Consider the following 16,292-nt stretch of genomic DNA (forward strand, 5'->3'; position numbering starts at 1 on the left):
TCAGAGGAAGATTTTTTGTTCCAACTACAGTGGTGGTTTGGTGTTTGGTGAGGGCGGCTTACTTTGCGGAAAATATGACTGTCGCAGAGCTGGCTGGCAAGTAGAGAATTGAATGAATACCGGAATTTTGCTAATTTTGCGGTTTTAAAACAGAAATGATAATACGCAATGGAACAACGACATACCGGAGGCATAAACTGTAATGACCGGTTAACGGTGGCTGTTTCATTCAAATAAAACAGGGATGAGTGCAAGGCTATTGTTCATACTTCTGCTCTGTGTCATCGGGGCATTGTGCCATATCATCGGCTACTGGCGGCGAAAAGCCGGGGAAGCGGCATTCGCTGCTGCGCGGATGGCCGACAAGGAAGAAGAACGCGACCGGTACTGCCGTCTGGCGGTAATGGCCGGTCAACGGGAAGCGTGTCGGATGTACTGTCTCTCACGTCCCGACCTGTTCGAGAATCATACGCCACTCAAGCCGTTCAAGTCGAATGGCATCCGAATGGTATTTTACGGATATTATTATCCGTCACGGTACGATACACTGCTCAATGAGGAACAGCGGACGTTCTGCCGCTCGCTCTACAAGTTCAAGGAGGGCGAAATCCACGGTATCGAGTTCTTCAAGGCGTGCATGGATGTTTTGCAAGCAGACGGACGTTCTTATCATATCATGTTCATGCCTTGCAGCGATGAGTTCAAGTATATGCGACGTTTCAAACGGCTCGACTGGTATATCTGTACGCACTGGCCGGAACTGACATCGGGACTGTATGACGTGGATGTGTTCGAACCGCGTGAGAGCCTGCACAAAGCCAAGGACGGTGAAAAGCGTGTATTGGAGCGTAATTACCGCATCATCAGAAATATCAAAGGGAAAGAAGTAATCATTGTGGATGATGTGCTGACAACCGGCCAAAGCGTGAACGATTATAAAGAGGAAATAGAACAGTGCGGCGGCAAGGTGGCGGGAGCCATATTCTATGGCAAAACCGTTACCATGCCGCCGTTGTGGCTGATAAAACTGGGAGTCTGGGGGAAGTGCCTCACATCCTGAGCCGAGGCAGTTCTGCCAATGCTTCCACACACTCCTGCCGGATGGATTTGATGTAATCAAGCACGACTGAGGGGTCGATGCTCTTACCGTCGAGAGTACAGGTAATATGCAAGTGCTCGCCCGTGCTGCGTCCGGTAGAGCCGGTAATGCCTACGGCATCGCGCGGATGTACCACCATCCCCGTGGAAACAAGCACCCGCGACAGATGGCAATAACTGACGACGTAACCGCCATGCCGCATGGTCACATACTTGCCGGACGTTTTGTCCTGACCGACCTTTATAACGACACCCTCCATCATCGCTAATGCCTTATTGCCGCGTGCACGCAGGTCAAGACCGCCATGAAACCGCTTCTTTCCGGTAAACGGATCTTTGCGGTATCCGTAGGGAGAAGTGACCTTGATGGCAGGAAGCGGATAGGCAACGCTGAGATAACGTTCGATCCATTGCTTTTTATGAACATCGAAGGGTGTCGCCAAGGCAAGAGCATTCTCCGATGTATCCTGTATGGGAATCGTACTTTCGGGTGTCGGCTCCTGATTTTTCATATCCATACGTAAGGCTTCCACCTTGTAGCGTACCGGTATCGGTGCAATCGTGTTGAATTGCGCGTGAAGGGACGTTGCACAGAGCGAAAATCCCGACACGACTGTAAGTAAAACCTTTCTCATGACGGCAAAGTTAACATACTCTTTTTAAGACTTTCCTACCGTCAACTGTTTTCTTTTAGAATATGATTATTTTTATTGTTCAGAATATGATTTTTTGTGCAAAATCATATTCTAAACGTAAAAAACACGTTCTATATTCACTTAAATAAGTGCATTTTTGCTTATACGAATGAAATCAATCTATATTTGCGGAATATAATTTATAATATTATTTAGAATATGAAAAAAGAACAATTTGAGTTCAATGAACTGCCTTATCAGACATTGACCCGCTTCGGGCTTACCCAAGAAATGATTGAAGACTTGCCTATGCGTGTCCTCCATGAAATCGAACAAGGAGGCTACTCGCCGGTATTGCCTATACGTGTGTCCGATGAAAATGGCGAAGTAATCGAGAGCCGTAGCCGGTTCACCCTTATCCGTATGGATAACGGTGAGGTGGATGTGGTATTCTATCCCGCACTGAAATCCTCGCCATTGGATCGATATAACGAGGGGCAACAGAAACAGTTGCTCGACGGCAAGGCAATCATTGCGGATGTGGAGACTGCGGGTGGACGGCACAGCAAGGCATTCGTGCAGATTGACGATGGGACAAAACAGGTGATGTATGTACCTACCCCCATCATTGCCCGTAACCTGAAGGTGCTTGCCGAGGTCATGCACCTTGGAGCGATAGAAGTAAACGGTATGCAGCATGGAGACCCGTTGACGGTAGCTGTGGATGGCGAACCCGTCACGGTGGGTATCGACCTGCATAACAAGACAGGCATCCGCTTCTGCAATGGTGATGCGCAGAAGTGGAAAGAACAACCCAAGCGCGAGTGGGACAAATACACTTTTGGCTGCTATGGCTGCTGGGTAATGGATGATGACGGCAATCTTGATTATATCCCGGAAGAAGAATACACCGAAGAGCTGTGGAACGAACAGAAGAAAACCGGCGAGCGTAACCGTGCGGCAAACCTTCATAAGTAAAAACATTCAACCTGTAAAATATGGAACAACCTACTTTTTATCCTGAAGAGGTACTTGTTGAGAAAATGCAAAGCGGCGAATATGGCTGGCTTGACTACGTGAACCATTTCTCTGCCGAGTGGCAGGAGGAATATGCCCGTTATTGCGAGGAAAGAGGACTCATGGTCGGCGATGATTCCGCTGCCAGTTTTGTCCGTTTCAAAGACGAACAACTGGAGACGGCTATGGAACGCGGCGACGCATAATGAAAACAATCATTATACTATCATATTATGGCGATACGAACAAATACCAATCCCCGGCAAATGGATTTGCAACCCGAACTGCGCGACATATTGATGCGCAACGGGCTGCAAGCCCATGTTGCGTTTGACGGTGGCGGGTACCGGCTGATTGTGCAGGGACATGATTCGCCGCTCTTGACTTATCCGATTACCGAACGTCAGATGTTGGCTCTGACAGACTGGGGAACAAATGCGGCCAACAAGAAAGCCTACAATGTGCTTACAAGTATTGTGGGCCAGGATTTCCACCTGCCGAAGAATTTTGTCCATGCCCGCAATGCCAACGGGCGCGTGGCGATGGGGCTGCACGGCTACCGCATCGGTATCGGCGAGTACGGACATACGGGACGTTTGGGGATGCCCCCGCCGTTTCTCGGCTGGACCCCGCGCCAGCAATGGGGATTCCACTTGCGCAGGGTCGGTGGACAGCTTTTCTTTCCGGGACCGTCCATCGTTCCCGAACGCCCCGACGGACGCATGAAACCCGGTGAAATGCAATCAGGTGGCTACGGCTTTTATTACAAGGGAGGGCAACGGACACATCCTGTACAGTCCGGGCAACAGACGGATGTGCTGCAGGACTTGCAGGCGGTTATCACTCCGCTTGTAAGCCGTCCGCGCAGTCAGGAACCGGCACGACCGTACAAAGAGCTGATTGCCTCACCTGTCTATTTCTCCAATGAGAAATGGACGGAATGTCTCGAATCTCACGGTCTTATCGTAGATGCGGAAAGAAGGACGCTGACCGTGCAATCGGAAAGTGTCAATGCCGATATGGTCTATGACCTGACGGAAGAGGAAGTGAAAAAACTGGTTACCGCTTCCATTGAGGAACAATCCATAGAGAAGCGGGTGGAACTGCTGAACGGAGTTATCGGGACGGACTTCGCTGATAAAATAACGATGGAACAGCTTGATAGCGCACAGCGCATCGCTATCGGCCTCCATCCCGAGGTGCAACAGGATTTGGAAGAACGGCAACGGCAGGAACAGGAAGTATTCGTGCCATTGGAATCTTCGGTGCAACAGGAAACCATACAGGGAAATATCGGGGCGGCCGTGGATGGGCGTGACCTGCAACTGCTCAATGAGGGCAAGGGGTGGTATCGGGAAGAGAAGCACGGCCGGGAGGTCGAGGTTGGCGAGATTGCCGTGCAACCGGCACAAACAGAGGGGAAATATAAGATGACCGCCGTTATCGACGGACAGGTTATCAGTCACGAAATCAGCCAAAAGGACTACGACAAATTCCTTGCAGTGGATGATTATCACCGGATGAAACTCTTTTCGAAGATTTTCAGCGAAGTGGATATGAAGACACGTCCGGAAGCACAGAGAGGCATCGGCACGAAGATATTTGCGGCTCTTACCGCAGGTGTGGTGGTCGCCTCGGATGTCGCACACGGCTTCCACCATCATAATCACTATGCACCGGAGTGCTATGGCGAACGGTTCGGCGGTTCGCCGCGTCCGTACTTCAAGCCCGGTGTGGACACACCGAGGGATGTCGCCATCCGCAACTTCGAAGCGCAAATGAACCAAGATATTAATGAAATGAGAAGGGGGAGATAAGCCTATGAGAGACGGAGACCTTACATACGACGATTTTTTGCGCAGGCTGAACATTCAGGATGTGCTTATCGACGCAGGCTATCATCTGAACCGGCGTGACGGACTGCGTTATCCCTCGTATGTCCGGCTGGACAGCGACGGACGGCGCATCCGCAACGACAAGTTCATCGTGACCCAGCAGGGCAAGTGCTGTTTCAAACCGCAACAGCAGAAAGTATATAACATCATCTCCTTTATCAAGGAGCATCCGCACTTTTTCGCGGAATACCGGGCAGGCGTCTCGCCCGACCGTCTTGTGAACCTTGTCTGCAACAGGCTGCTGCACCATCCTATCGCAGAACGTGAAACACGCATCATACAGCCCAAAAGGGATATAAAGCCGTTCAATATCGAGGACTACGATATCCACAAGTTCAATCCGCAGGACAAGAGTACGCAGAAAAAATTTTATCCTTTTTTCAAGCATCGCGGCATCGACCTTTACACGCAGTACGCCTTTCACCGGGACTTCTGTCTGGCGACAAAGCATCGTGCGGACGGCACATCCTATACCAACCTGTCGTTTCCCATGCTTCTGCCACAAGGGGACGGCACGGTGGTAGGGTTTGAAGAACGCGGACGGCAACGCACGGACGGAGGGAGCTATAAGGGCAAAGCAGAGGGCAGCAATTCGAGCAAAGGTCTGTGGATTGCCAGTCCGGCCCGAACACCACTCCTGGAAGCCAAACACGTTTACTGGTTCGAGAGCGCATACGACGCAATGGCCTATTACCAACTGTATCAGAAGGATAAAAAGGAGCTGAGAAAAGCGGTTTTCATATCTACAGGCGGAAATCCGACGGTGGAACAGATGCGCGGCGTGCTTGCAAACTCACTCCAGGCAAAGCAACATCTATGCTTCGATATGGATCAGGCCGGAATGGAGTTCAGCAAAAACCTGATTGATGAGAAATGCCGGGTGATTCGTTCCTTTATCGAAGAAACGCCCGAACGGAAGCCCTATCTCGATACTGTCCGCAATGACAAGGACTTGGATAGCGGAGAAATCGAACTGTTGCCCGACAAATTACAGTCAGTTTACGGAAAGTACGAATCCGCTTGGGAAGAAGCCATGTCTATGCGTTCGAGCGGCCTTTGCCATCCGGACGACATACAGGAACAAGTGGATGTCATGAACAAGCATTACGAGGAGTTCCGTGACGGATTACGGGAATTTCTCGGTCTGGACAGGGCAAAGGACGGTTCCTGTGTCCGTGAGGAACCGACCCATCCCAACAAGGACTGGAACGAGCAACTGCTGGCTGAACAAAAACAGAAAGAATCGGTCGATGAAACGCAGGCGAGAGAACAGCAATCCGAGGAAGAACACCAAGCACGTTTCCGCCGATGACAAAGCCACTGCCCATAAGAGATTTTGAACATATCGTGCTGCAACCCCGACGGATGCAGTTCGTCATTGACGAGCTGCCTGCCATCGCGGTCTGCGGTGCAGGGTGGATTTACGGCGGCATGGAAGGACGGCCATTCACCGCATTCGCCATATCGGCTGCCCTGCTGCTCACCCTTGTGCTGCTGTACCGGTTCGTCTATCTGCGCCGGACACGGTATTATATCGGCAGAGAACAGATTATCAGCAAGCATGGCGTACTGTCCCGAAAGACGGACTATATGGAGCAATACCGCATTGTGGATTTTGTGGAACACCAGAGCCTTATGCAACAGCTTTGCGGATTGAAAACGGTACGCATCTTCTCAATGGACAGGAACACTCCCCGGCTGGATCTGATAGGTATCAGGCGCGGCTTCGATGTCGTGACGCTCATCCGTGAACGTGTAGAATACAATAAACGAAAAAAGGGAATATATGAGATTACGAATCATTAGTCTGGTTTTAGTTGCCATCTGTCTGTTTCCGCAACTCGGCAAAGCGCAGATCGCGGCATCCAATCCTTTGGAGTGGATGGCATTGGCAGAGGGTAACGAACTGATAAACGACCAGATAGAAAGACAGATAAAGGGACAGACGCAGACGGCGTTGCTGCAAAACAGCATCGCTGCAGAGTTCAACAGCATACGCAAGTGGGAGAAACAGTATAACAGCTACCTCAAGACGGCAAGCGGCTATGCTTCGTCGCTGAAAGCCTGCACCCATCTTTACAATGACGGCGTGAGAATCTTCCTCACACTGGGGAAATTAGGCAAGGCTATCAGGAACAATCCGCAGGGCATCATCGCCGGAATGAGCATGAACAACCTGTATATCGAAACGGCAACGGAACTGGTATCGGTATTCACGCTCCTTAATGACGCAGTAGCCAAAGGGGGCACTGAGAATATGCTGACAGGGGCCGAACGCAGCAAGACGCTGTGGGCACTCAACGACCAGCTTTCCGCTTTCAGCCGGAAACTGCACCTGCTGTACCTGAGCATACGATATTACAACCTCAATGACGTGTGGAACAATGTGACGGCCGGGATGCTCGACCGCAACAACGGAGAGGCGGCACGCATAGCCTTGTCTCGTTGGCGCAGAGCTGCCGCCCTCGCCCGATAAAATCAATCAGATTATATGAAACGGATTATTGGAATAGGTGTATTGCTGTTCTACATCGGTATCGGCAAGGCACAGGCACAGAATGATCCTGTGCTGGCAGGAATGATTCTGCTCTACACCAACAAGGCGGAAAAGGAACTGAAGAATCAGGAAAAGGTCATGCTGATGCAGACCACCGGCCATCTGTGGACGAAAGAGGAAGTGAAAGCCACCACCGACCTGCAACGAGAGTTCAACAATTATCTCGACTCCTTCCGCTCGATAGTGTGCTACGCGGCGCAAACTTACGGGTTCTATTATGAGGTATCAAGGATGACGGACAATATGGGGGACTTTTCCAGACAGTTGGGGCAAAACCCTGCAAATGCGTTGGCCGTCGCCCTCTCGACACAACGTAACAGGATTTACCGGGAGCTGCTTATAAATAGCGTGGAGATTGTGAATGATATCCGTATTGCCTGCCTGTCCAATAACAAGATGACGGAAAAGGAACGCATGGAGATTGTATTCGGTATCCGGCCGAAGCTAAAGATGATGAACAAGAAGCTACAGCGATTGACCAAAGCGGTGAAATATACCACAATGGGTGATATATGGAGAGAAATTGATGAAGGTGCCCGCCCCATCATCGACAAGCGGGACATCGTGGAAGCCTCCAAGAGACGCTGGCGGCAGATAGGAAAGAATGTAAGACCTTAAAAAAATAGAATGATATGGGAGCTTGGAATACAATATTGAAATACGGCGGCAAGGCCGCAAAGAATGTCGGTACAGCGACAACGGCGACCGGCAAGAGTATGGGAAAAGCGGTGCTGAACCCATCGCAGACATTACGCGGCGCAGGTCAGGCCGTCAAAACGGCAACCATCGGCGGCGCGGTCGGCTATGTGGGATGGGAAAAGCTGACCACCGACAAAAGTGTGGTACGCATCGTAAGTGACGCCGTAGTCGGCGAATCGGTAACGAACACCCTCGCAGGAACGGCAGACAACGTGCGTGAAATGAAAGACAAAGCCGGTAAAGCCTTAGACAATATGAGCGGCGCAGTAGCCGGTCTCGACAACAAACTGAGCGGAGTATCGAACTTCCTGCACAGTGCATCCAACGGAGGTATCACCGATATGTTAGGGGGATTTTTCCGTAACCTCGGCAACGGCAACGTGTCGGGATTGAGTATGGCAGGACTGATTGCCGCTGCATTCCTTATCTTCGGACGTTTCGGGTGGTTAGGAAAGATTGCCGGCGCGTTCCTCGGTATGATGCTTATCGGCAACAATGCCAATAATGTGCTACGCACCTCGAATCCGGATAACGCGCCAAAGGTTCAGGCTTCGGCTATCCCGGTGGAAGAACAGAACCGAAGCGGAGGGATGAAAAGATAGAGTAACAACATCAATATCAGACGAAAAATGAAATATACAGAAGAAATGATACTGCACTCCGAGAGCGGTTACAGTATGCCGTTCGAGGAACCTCAAGGCAAGGATGTGGAACTGTCGCTCGGTTACGGCGAGCAGGCAGATCCGGCAACAGGAGAGAAATTCTTTCATCACGGTATCGACTTCAACATCCGGTGCTATATGCTTTCGGCCATAGCCAGCGGTATCGTGTCGGGTGTGGGCAACGACCCGGCACACGGTATCTGCCAGACTATCCGCTATGGATTGTATGAAGTGACATACGGACACCTGTCGAATGTCTTTGCACAATTCGGGCAGCGCGTCAAGGCCGGACAGACGGTTGCCCTGAGCGGTGACAGGCTGCATCTTGAAGTCCGCTTCAAGGGGGAGGAACTGAACCCTATCGAATTTCTGACGATGCTATACGGAAATATCCGTGCGATACGTCAGGCCGCAGGACGTGACACAGCCGGTTTCTCCGACTTGGAAATGACGCTACAGACCGATTATGAAAAAGATAAGAGAGAAATAGAGGAACTGATGCTGCGCTTCCTGCCACATTATATGGAGGATCTGCAACGTGGCGCATACACATTGCCGGGACATACGGAGCAATCGCTCCGAAACATCTTCACAATGGGCGCAATGAAGGAGTATTTCTACGAGCGTATGCCGAGTATGGCGAATCCGCTCGGGCTGGGACACAAGGCCATGCCTCTTGCCTGCAAGGTGCAGAACCTACTTATCGGGGATTTTCTGAACTACCTTGCCATGCGGCATGAGGTGTGCCTCCCCACGGTGGACGGTGGCGGCGTAAAAAAAAACTTTATGACGAAGCCCTGACCTATGGCGGTGTCATAGACCCGTTGGCAGAGTTGGATATTGACATACAGAGTTTTGACATACCAAGAATGGTCACGGTCTATCCTGACCGTGCAGGAATCAGATGGTGGACGAAAGCATGGTTCAACAACCGTGAAGAGGGCGAAGCATCGGTGGAGATTGAACGGGAACAGGCAATACGTTTTTTGAATGACAATATAGAGAAAGACGCATGGCTGGAAGAGTTTTACCCCAAACAAATGGAGGTGTACCACAGTGCCATCGAGCAGACAAAAGAGCAATTATTGTTGAATAGGATAAACATATAGATATATTATGGATGGAATTAAACATAGCGCACGGTTTGCAGAGACGGAACGTCTCATGAGTGACTATTTCCATTGCCACATCGCACCCGTCATGTCAAAGACACAGGCTTACCTCGCGAAAAGACAGGGCGAGGAAATGAAGGAGTATTCCACCTCTTTGGGTGGCATATTGAGCACAATGGCGTCTGCGGCGCAACCGATGAATAACCCTTACCAAACACTTAAGGTAACGGGTGAATGGAACTCGAAGACAACGGAGGATTATCTCGGAATGTGCAAGACAGAGATTGTCGGTTCCAAAGAGATACAACAGGATCTTGCATATATCGCCGGACAATGGCGAGATACAGTCATACAGGAAATCGGCCGTGCGCAGTATGACAAACTATCCGGACAACTGGGCGGCGACCTTGCATACGCCTACATGGATTATCGCATGGAAGAGCTGATGATAGACAGAATGGTGAAGGAGCGAATGCCTAAGTCGTCTGCCGATTACATCATCCGTAAGGCTGCCGAATCAAGCCTGTTGGGATTGTCACAAACGTTGAACCGTTCACCGTTATCCGAAGAAATCGAAGCGCGTGGCGAAGCAGCTTACCGTCCCGGCAAACTGGAAAAAGGAGCAGGTCGCGTATTAGGTGTGTCTGCGGATGCCGTCATGACGGGCGGTGCCGGGTCGTGGGTCTCACTGGCAAGGTTTATCGGTGCTGATGTGGCCGTTTCGGCGGTTACATCGCACTTTGAACAGAAAAAAACTGAACCGCTGTCTGTAGAACGGTGCATCAGTAAGGGGGTTTTCGGTAGCGAACGGAATGTGTTCGATGTTTTCCGTAAAGAAGCTGTAAAGATACATACGGGAAAGAGTGAATTTATAGCAGGAGCCAATGAGCAGTTGAAGAAGAAAATACCTGTCATGAATTTTGATTTTTCAGAGTGGATGCACTCCCAGGATCGCACCTCTTTCGGGATAAAGGGTTTCCGTGAACTTGGAGTAAGCGGATTCAATGAACAGAAACGTGAGAAGGATGCGCGGTACAAGAATGTACCGCTGATTGTCGCGCCGGGACAGGAAGAAGCCTACCTGAAGGATTTGGCAAAAAAGAAAAGTACGGCGGCTGTCAAACCGGAGAAGGAGCAAACGCAATCGGAAAAGGGACAGAAGGAAGAGGTGGAAAATGAGAAAGGGCAAACCATTCTTCCCATCGAAGAAAAGCCACAGGGAGCACAGACGGAACAGGCCAACATGAACGGATGGGACGGGTTGCTTGGTCTGTTCGGGTTGGACGGCATGAGGGATGTTGGAAGTAATCTCGGCTATGTGATGGCGATGTTGCCCGATGTGCTGTTGGGTGCGTTTACGGGTAAGTCAGAATCGTTGCGCTTAGGGGACAATCTGTTACCGATAGCGAGCATCGTGGCCGGTATGTTCGTGCGTAATCCGTTACTGAAAATGCTGCTAATCGGTCTTGGCGGTGCAAACCTGATGAACAAGGCCGGGCACGAGGCTTTACGAGAACGGACGGAGGGGAAATTGCAAGGGACTTGCAAAAAGGATGTGCAGTACCGTTGCTATGCAGATGAACCGCTGAATCCGCGCATCATAAGTCCGTTGCTGCAAGGCAGTACGCTAATCGCCACGATTGATCGTGTGCCTTGTTCCATACAGCTCCCGCCGACAGTAGCAGAGGCCTATCATACCGGAACTTTGCCCTTGAATACATTGGCCAATGCCGTGCTTGCCAAGAGTGACCAGCTCCGTCAGACCGCCGCGCAGAACTATGACAACGGACAACAGGAAACCTTTGTACGGACACGAGGTATCCAATAATTCTGTAATCAAAAAATATACAATATGAAAGAGAAATCGAAAATCGAAAAGAATGCCGAACAGAAGCAGACAGCCTTGCTCTCTGCGGCTTTGAGTGAAGCCTTGAATGCGAGAGGACACTGGCTCAACGCATCGGGAAAGTGGTATCCGCGCTTCTATCCGAAAGGTATTGCTGTCAGTCCGTTCAACGCGCTGTTCATGGCATTGCACTCTGACAAACACGGGTGCAAAACAAACCAGTTCACGTTATTCAGCGAAGCCAAGATACAAGGTGCGGCTGTGCGTGAGCACGAACAGGGGGTTCCGTTCCTGTTCTACAATTGGAACAAGTATGTACATCGTAACAATCCGGAGCAAATCATCAGCCGGGACGATTACATGAAATTGGATGAAGATGAACAAAAGTCGTACAAGGGTGTGCACAACCGTGAAATCCGGACACTGTTCAATATTGACCAAACGACACTGCCTTATGTGGATAAGGAACGTTATGACGAGTCGGTACGGCGACATGGCAATGCTGCGGAAAGAGGATATACAGAGGCAGACGAACGGCAACTGCATATCCGCTTCAATGATTTCCTTTTGAAGATGAAAAACAATCTTGTCCCGGTACGTTCGGACGGAAGCGGTGTCCCTCATTACGAAACAGATAAAGATGCGGTTTATATGCCGAGGCAAAGGGAGTTCGAGCATTACCACGACTATGTACATGAAGCCTTACGGCAGATTGTGAGTGCCACAGGACACCAGCAGCGGTTGGCGCGTGAAGGTATGGTAATGAAAAACGGTGTAGCACCCTCGGAGGATGCCGTCAAACAGGAACGATTAGTAGTGGAAATTGCTTCGGGAATCAAAATGCTGGAGTTAGGACTGCCTGCACGACTGTCTGACGAAAGTCTGAAAACGGTGGAATACTGGTGCCGTGAACTGAAAGAGAATCCGTGCCTGATGGATGCCATCGAAAGCGATGTGAACAATGCCATCGAAGTAATCAACAAAGCGGAACGTGGCGAAAAGCTCGAATATGCCACCTTGCGTAACCGGCGGGATACTTCAATCATGCAGGAGCAAATGCCCAAACATTATTTTGTGGCGAACGAGATACGGCAACATCCGGACAGGGAGGAGAAAAAAATAGTAGTCGTCATAGACCCGCAGACGAAAACAGCGGATGTGATTCTTCCGGCTGGGGCTTCAACGGAAGTAGATAACGAGATACCAGGTATGAACAAGGGGCGCATCATCCGTGCCTTGCAGAAAGAGGGTATTGATCAGGTACATTTCTACAATACGGATGGCGCACTGGGATACTGCCCCGATGACAGTTATTTTGCCGAGAAGATGATTACATTGGCACGACTGAAAAACTGGACTATGGAAAAACTCTCTACGTTGGATGTGGAGTCGGCAGTCAAGCGGGCGAATGAAATTGGCTTCAACAAAGTGGAAATGATTCAGGACGATAAAAAGCGGTGGGCACTTTACATCAAACCCGAAAATGGGAACGGCTATAGCGTTTATCCTGACAAAGAGGATGTGAACCGCTTCTTCTCGACACTCAAGCAGTCGATGGATAACATAGATAAGTTGCGGATGGAACTGGCTCATAAATATTATGCTTTGGCCGAGGTCAAGCCAGACCTGAAGGTGGATTTGTTTGGCAGTGAAACACAGGAAACCGACCTGAACCGTATTCAGCGTATTTCCATATTCAAGAGCAAGCAGGATGGCATTCTGTGTGTAGCGACCATTGACGGTGAGAAACAGCCGGCCAGGAGCGTCACCACACAACAGTGGCAACGTATGTGGGTTGCGGAAAACCGCGATGACTACAAACGTCATTTGGCGGCTACGCTCTTTGCTGATGTGCTGAGTAAAGGGCAGTCGCAGGAGAAACACACCAGCGAGAAACAGGAGAAAGAGCATGAACAACGACAGGGTGAAGCGACGGCTCAGAAACAGGCAGAAGTCAAAGAGGAAACTGTTTCTCCACAACGGAAATTATGGAACGAGCTTAAAGAAAAACATCCTGATGCCCTGTACCTAATCCGCACGAATGATGTGTATCGGCTCTATAATGAGGATGCCGTGCGCGGTGCGGAGTTATTGGATTTGGCACTGGAAGATCGAAACAAAATTCAGAAAGGATTCACTGATTCGGTGGAATTTCATAGCAGCCTGCTTGACACTTACCTGCCGAAACTGGTTAGGGCGGGTGAACGTGTCGCCATCTGTGATATGGTGTCGGAAAATGTACGGGAGACCGAACAACAAAATAGTGAACAGAATGAAGCCGAACAGGAAACACATCGGAGTATTCGTAGATAATCAATAAAGAACATGAGCAAGAATCAGGAATATGCAGCACAGTATGCAGAATGTGCGATGGAACAGATGCGACGGTACGGAATACCCGCTTCGGTGACATTGGCACAAGGTATTTTGGAGAGTAGCAACGGACGAAGCCGGCTGGCACGGAACGAGAACAACCATTTCGGCATCAAGGCCACACCCTCATGGATTGCAGAGGGTGGCAGATATGGTCTGTATTCAGATGACAAACCCAACGAGAAATTTTGCAGCTATGACAGCGTGAGTGATTCATACGAGCACCATTCCCGTTTTTTGAAGGAGAACAGCCGCTATGCCGGTTGTTTCAAACTGTCTCCGGACGATTACAAGGGCTGGACGCAAAGCATCGAGAAAGCCGGTTACGCCACAGGAGGCAAATATGCCGAGAACCTGCAGAAAATCATTGAACAGAACGGCTTGCAGCAATATGACCAGTTGGTGATGCAGGAAATGGCGGCACAAGGCAAGGAGTTCGGGGTGGAGAACAATCCGCTCCGCGCATCCGGGGAGGTGACGAACGTAAACGACTATTCGTTCCCAGTTGAACGCAAAGAGTTCCTTTTCGTGACCTCACCTTTCGGTATGCGGCAAGACCCGATGGACGGTACGAAGCAGCAGATGCACAAGGGTATTGATATACGGTGTAAGGGAGAAAGTGTACTGGCAACAGAGAACGGTGGAAAGGTTATCACCGTCAATCACAATAAGAATACTCCCGGTGGCAAGTCTGTCACAGTGGAGTATGCCCGTGCGGACGGCAGCAAGGTACAGTGTACCTATATGCACCTGAGTGAAGTATCCGTTAAGGTCGGTGATACGGTTCGAGCTGGCGGGAGGCTCGGCACTTCGGGTAATACAGGGACGCGGACAACGGGTGAACATCTGCATTTCGGAGTGTCGAGTATCTATACTGACGGTATGCGTCGTGATATAGATCCTGCAGCATACTTGGCAGAAATTGCACAGAAAAGCAATATCAGGCTGCAAGTATTACACAACGGGAATGACCTGCTTGCCAAATATAAGGGAGCGGAAGAGACTGTTGCCGAAAAGAATCTTTCACCTGACGGATGGATGAAGAAACTGCTTTCTTCGGAGGACAGTGGCGTAGGCTTGTCGGGATGCAATGACCCGATTGTAGAAATGGCTATGGCTGCTTTCAGCTCTCTGATGCTCTTAGCCGTACAGATAGACAACAAGAACGACGAAGAACAGAAGGCGGCGGTATCAGCCGCGATGGATCTTCGGAGCATCGACCTGAAATCGTTGTTGCCGAACATGAAAAACTGTGAACTGACCATCGGCGACAATGGTAAGGTCGTTCTACGGGTGGACAATGGCGAACTACGTGTCTCGCGTGAGCTGACTGCCGCCGAATTGAGTCGGTTGTCGGCCACGCTGAACAACCATACCCTCCCGGAAGAGAGCAGACGGATGCGTGTAGCCGGTATGCTGAACACGGTTATACTGTCGGAAGCGGCCTCACAGAATTTTGAGCAAGGAATGTCCCAACAGCAGGGACAGGCAGAAAACCTGAAAAGATAAAGGCATGGCGATATGGTAAAATGCGTGATGATACAGCTATGCAAATGTCTGACTGGGATTTCCATTCTTGCCCTGCACGTCCTGTTCTGTTATCGTCTATTCGGATGGATAGGGACACTTGCTATTGTGGGCGTGCAACTATTTATCGCCGGATGGCTTGTCTGGGCGATGATACGCGCTCCCGATTAGGGATGGGTATATAGTAGTTCAACAACAATCAATTAACCATATTCACAGTTGTCGGGTGATTATGTATCACATTAAAAAGACAATAAAATGATAAAATGTAATGTTACAGTATGCGGCACTATCAGTCGCGACGCATCAATACGTACCAACAAAGAAGGAAAGAAGTTTCTGATGTTCCCACTCCAAGTTATGATTTCAGGAACAGGCGGTCAGGACATGAGTGTAGAGGTGGATGTCAGCAAGGATGCCAATCAGGAAGATACCACAGACCATCGGAAGGGCTCGCGTGTCGGAGTAAAAGGTACATTGTACTTCAAACGTCGGGGTGACAAACTCTATCTCAATCTGTTTGCCAATGAAATATACGATGTCCCGGCAGATGATACGGATGTAATCAAAGGAGAGCTGGTGTTTCGTGGCAAGGTCGGTCAGAACATCGAGGAAAAGAGGGATAAAAAAGAACAACCCTACACGATGTTCTCGGCATTCAGTGCGGAGAAAGTCTCTGACGGCTTTGAGTACCAATGGGTGCGCTTCTTCTACTTCGGCTATGAGCGTGAGGAATGGTTGCAGGCTGGTGTGAAGGTGGATGTCAAAGGAGAAATGAACCTATCGACACACAATGGGAAGATTAATGTCTCCTGCAGGGTGGAGGAACTTTCGGAATATGCAGCAGAGCCGTCTAACTATAATTAATGAT

The 16,292-nt window shown here is 50.0% G+C and carries 17 protein-coding genes; 16 read left to right on the forward strand and 1 reads right to left on the reverse strand.

The annotated features are described in order from the left end of the window. Positions 1 to 244: 244 nt before the first annotated feature. Entirely contained in the window at positions 245 to 1,060 is an 816-nt protein-coding gene (locus tag QZ327_RS07805; RefSeq protein ID WP_294618523.1) for a phosphoribosyltransferase family protein, read from the forward strand. Here QZ327_RS07805 and QZ327_RS07810 read toward each other — a convergent pair. Further along, the gene (locus QZ327_RS07810; RefSeq protein WP_294618524.1) at positions 1,050 to 1,733 is read right to left on the reverse strand and encodes a M23 family metallopeptidase; all 684 of its coding nucleotides are present in this window, start codon (positions 1,731 to 1,733) and stop codon (positions 1,050 to 1,052) included. The genes QZ327_RS07805 and QZ327_RS07810 overlap by 11 nt on opposite strands. A gap of 219 nt (positions 1,734 to 1,952) precedes the next feature. Between QZ327_RS07810 and QZ327_RS07815 the strand changes: the two genes are divergently transcribed. The 15 genes from QZ327_RS07815 to QZ327_RS07885 all read left to right on the forward strand — a co-directional run bounded on the left by QZ327_RS07815 (position 1,953) and on the right by QZ327_RS07885 (position 16,288). Further along, positions 1,953 to 2,711 carry a DUF4099 domain-containing protein gene (locus QZ327_RS07815; protein ID WP_294618525.1) on the forward strand — a complete coding sequence of 253 codons (759 nt, stop codon included), beginning with the start codon at positions 1,953 to 1,955 and terminating at the stop codon, positions 2,709 to 2,711. Between the two features lie 20 nt (positions 2,712 to 2,731). Beyond that, positions 2,732 to 2,956 carry a hypothetical protein gene (locus tag QZ327_RS07820; protein ID WP_294618526.1) on the forward strand — a complete coding sequence of 75 codons (225 nt, stop codon included), beginning with the start codon at positions 2,732 to 2,734 and terminating at the stop codon, positions 2,954 to 2,956. Positions 2,957 to 2,983: 27 nt separating this feature from the next. Continuing rightward, entirely contained in the window at positions 2,984 to 4,567 is a 1,584-nt protein-coding gene (locus QZ327_RS07825) for a hypothetical protein (RefSeq protein WP_294618527.1), read from the forward strand. 4 nt (positions 4,568 to 4,571) lie between these two features. Then, on the forward strand, positions 4,572 to 5,957 hold the full coding sequence (locus QZ327_RS07830) for a toprim domain-containing protein (RefSeq protein WP_294618528.1): 1,386 nt from the start codon (positions 4,572 to 4,574) through the stop codon (positions 5,955 to 5,957). After that, positions 5,954 to 6,451: a PH domain-containing protein gene (locus QZ327_RS07835; protein WP_288911765.1), complete on the forward strand. Its 498-nt coding sequence runs from the start codon at positions 5,954 to 5,956 to the stop codon at positions 6,449 to 6,451. Before QZ327_RS07830 ends, QZ327_RS07835 begins: the two co-directional genes overlap by 4 nt. Then, complete coding sequence (locus QZ327_RS07840; protein WP_294618529.1) at positions 6,432 to 7,121, forward strand: hypothetical protein; 690 nt, start codon at positions 6,432 to 6,434, stop codon at positions 7,119 to 7,121. The genes QZ327_RS07835 and QZ327_RS07840 overlap by 20 nt, the downstream gene beginning before the upstream one ends. A gap of 15 nt (positions 7,122 to 7,136) precedes the next feature. Further along, positions 7,137 to 7,820 (forward strand): hypothetical protein, encoded by a 684-nt coding sequence (locus QZ327_RS07845; RefSeq protein WP_294618530.1) that lies wholly within the window; start codon positions 7,137 to 7,139, stop codon positions 7,818 to 7,820. A gap of 14 nt (positions 7,821 to 7,834) precedes the next feature. Further along, positions 7,835 to 8,503 (forward strand): hypothetical protein, encoded by a 669-nt coding sequence (locus QZ327_RS07850; RefSeq protein ID WP_294618531.1) that lies wholly within the window; start codon positions 7,835 to 7,837, stop codon positions 8,501 to 8,503. A gap of 27 nt (positions 8,504 to 8,530) precedes the next feature. Continuing rightward, a complete protein-coding gene (locus tag QZ327_RS07855; RefSeq protein ID WP_294618532.1) occupies positions 8,531 to 9,364 on the forward strand; it encodes a M23 family metallopeptidase in 834 nt (277 codons plus the stop codon). Between the two features lie 23 nt (positions 9,365 to 9,387). Next, positions 9,388 to 9,672 carry a hypothetical protein gene (locus tag QZ327_RS07860; protein ID WP_294618545.1) on the forward strand — a complete coding sequence of 95 codons (285 nt, stop codon included), beginning with the start codon at positions 9,388 to 9,390 and terminating at the stop codon, positions 9,670 to 9,672. A 7-nt stretch (positions 9,673 to 9,679) separates the two neighbouring features. Further along, positions 9,680 to 11,503: a hypothetical protein gene (locus tag QZ327_RS07865; protein ID WP_294618533.1), complete on the forward strand. Its 1,824-nt coding sequence runs from the start codon at positions 9,680 to 9,682 to the stop codon at positions 11,501 to 11,503. Between the two features lie 24 nt (positions 11,504 to 11,527). Next, positions 11,528 to 13,834, forward strand: coding sequence for an ArdC-like ssDNA-binding domain-containing protein (locus tag QZ327_RS07870; RefSeq protein ID WP_294618534.1), 2,307 nt, complete (start codon positions 11,528 to 11,530; stop codon positions 13,832 to 13,834). Positions 13,835 to 13,846: 12 nt separating this feature from the next. After that, the gene (locus QZ327_RS07875) at positions 13,847 to 15,403 is read left to right on the forward strand and encodes a glucosaminidase domain-containing protein (RefSeq protein WP_294618535.1); all 1,557 of its coding nucleotides are present in this window, start codon (positions 13,847 to 13,849) and stop codon (positions 15,401 to 15,403) included. Positions 15,404 to 15,415: 12 nt separating this feature from the next. After that, a complete protein-coding gene (locus QZ327_RS07880) occupies positions 15,416 to 15,592 on the forward strand; it encodes a hypothetical protein (RefSeq protein WP_120470517.1) in 177 nt (58 codons plus the stop codon). A gap of 87 nt (positions 15,593 to 15,679) precedes the next feature. Then, positions 15,680 to 16,288 (forward strand): hypothetical protein, encoded by a 609-nt coding sequence (locus QZ327_RS07885; protein WP_120470515.1) that lies wholly within the window; start codon positions 15,680 to 15,682, stop codon positions 16,286 to 16,288. Positions 16,289 to 16,292: the final 4 nt, after the last annotated feature.

This window comes from uncultured Bacteroides sp. (assembly GCF_910578895.1).
GTDB lineage: Bacteria > Bacteroidota > Bacteroidia > Bacteroidales > Bacteroidaceae > Bacteroides.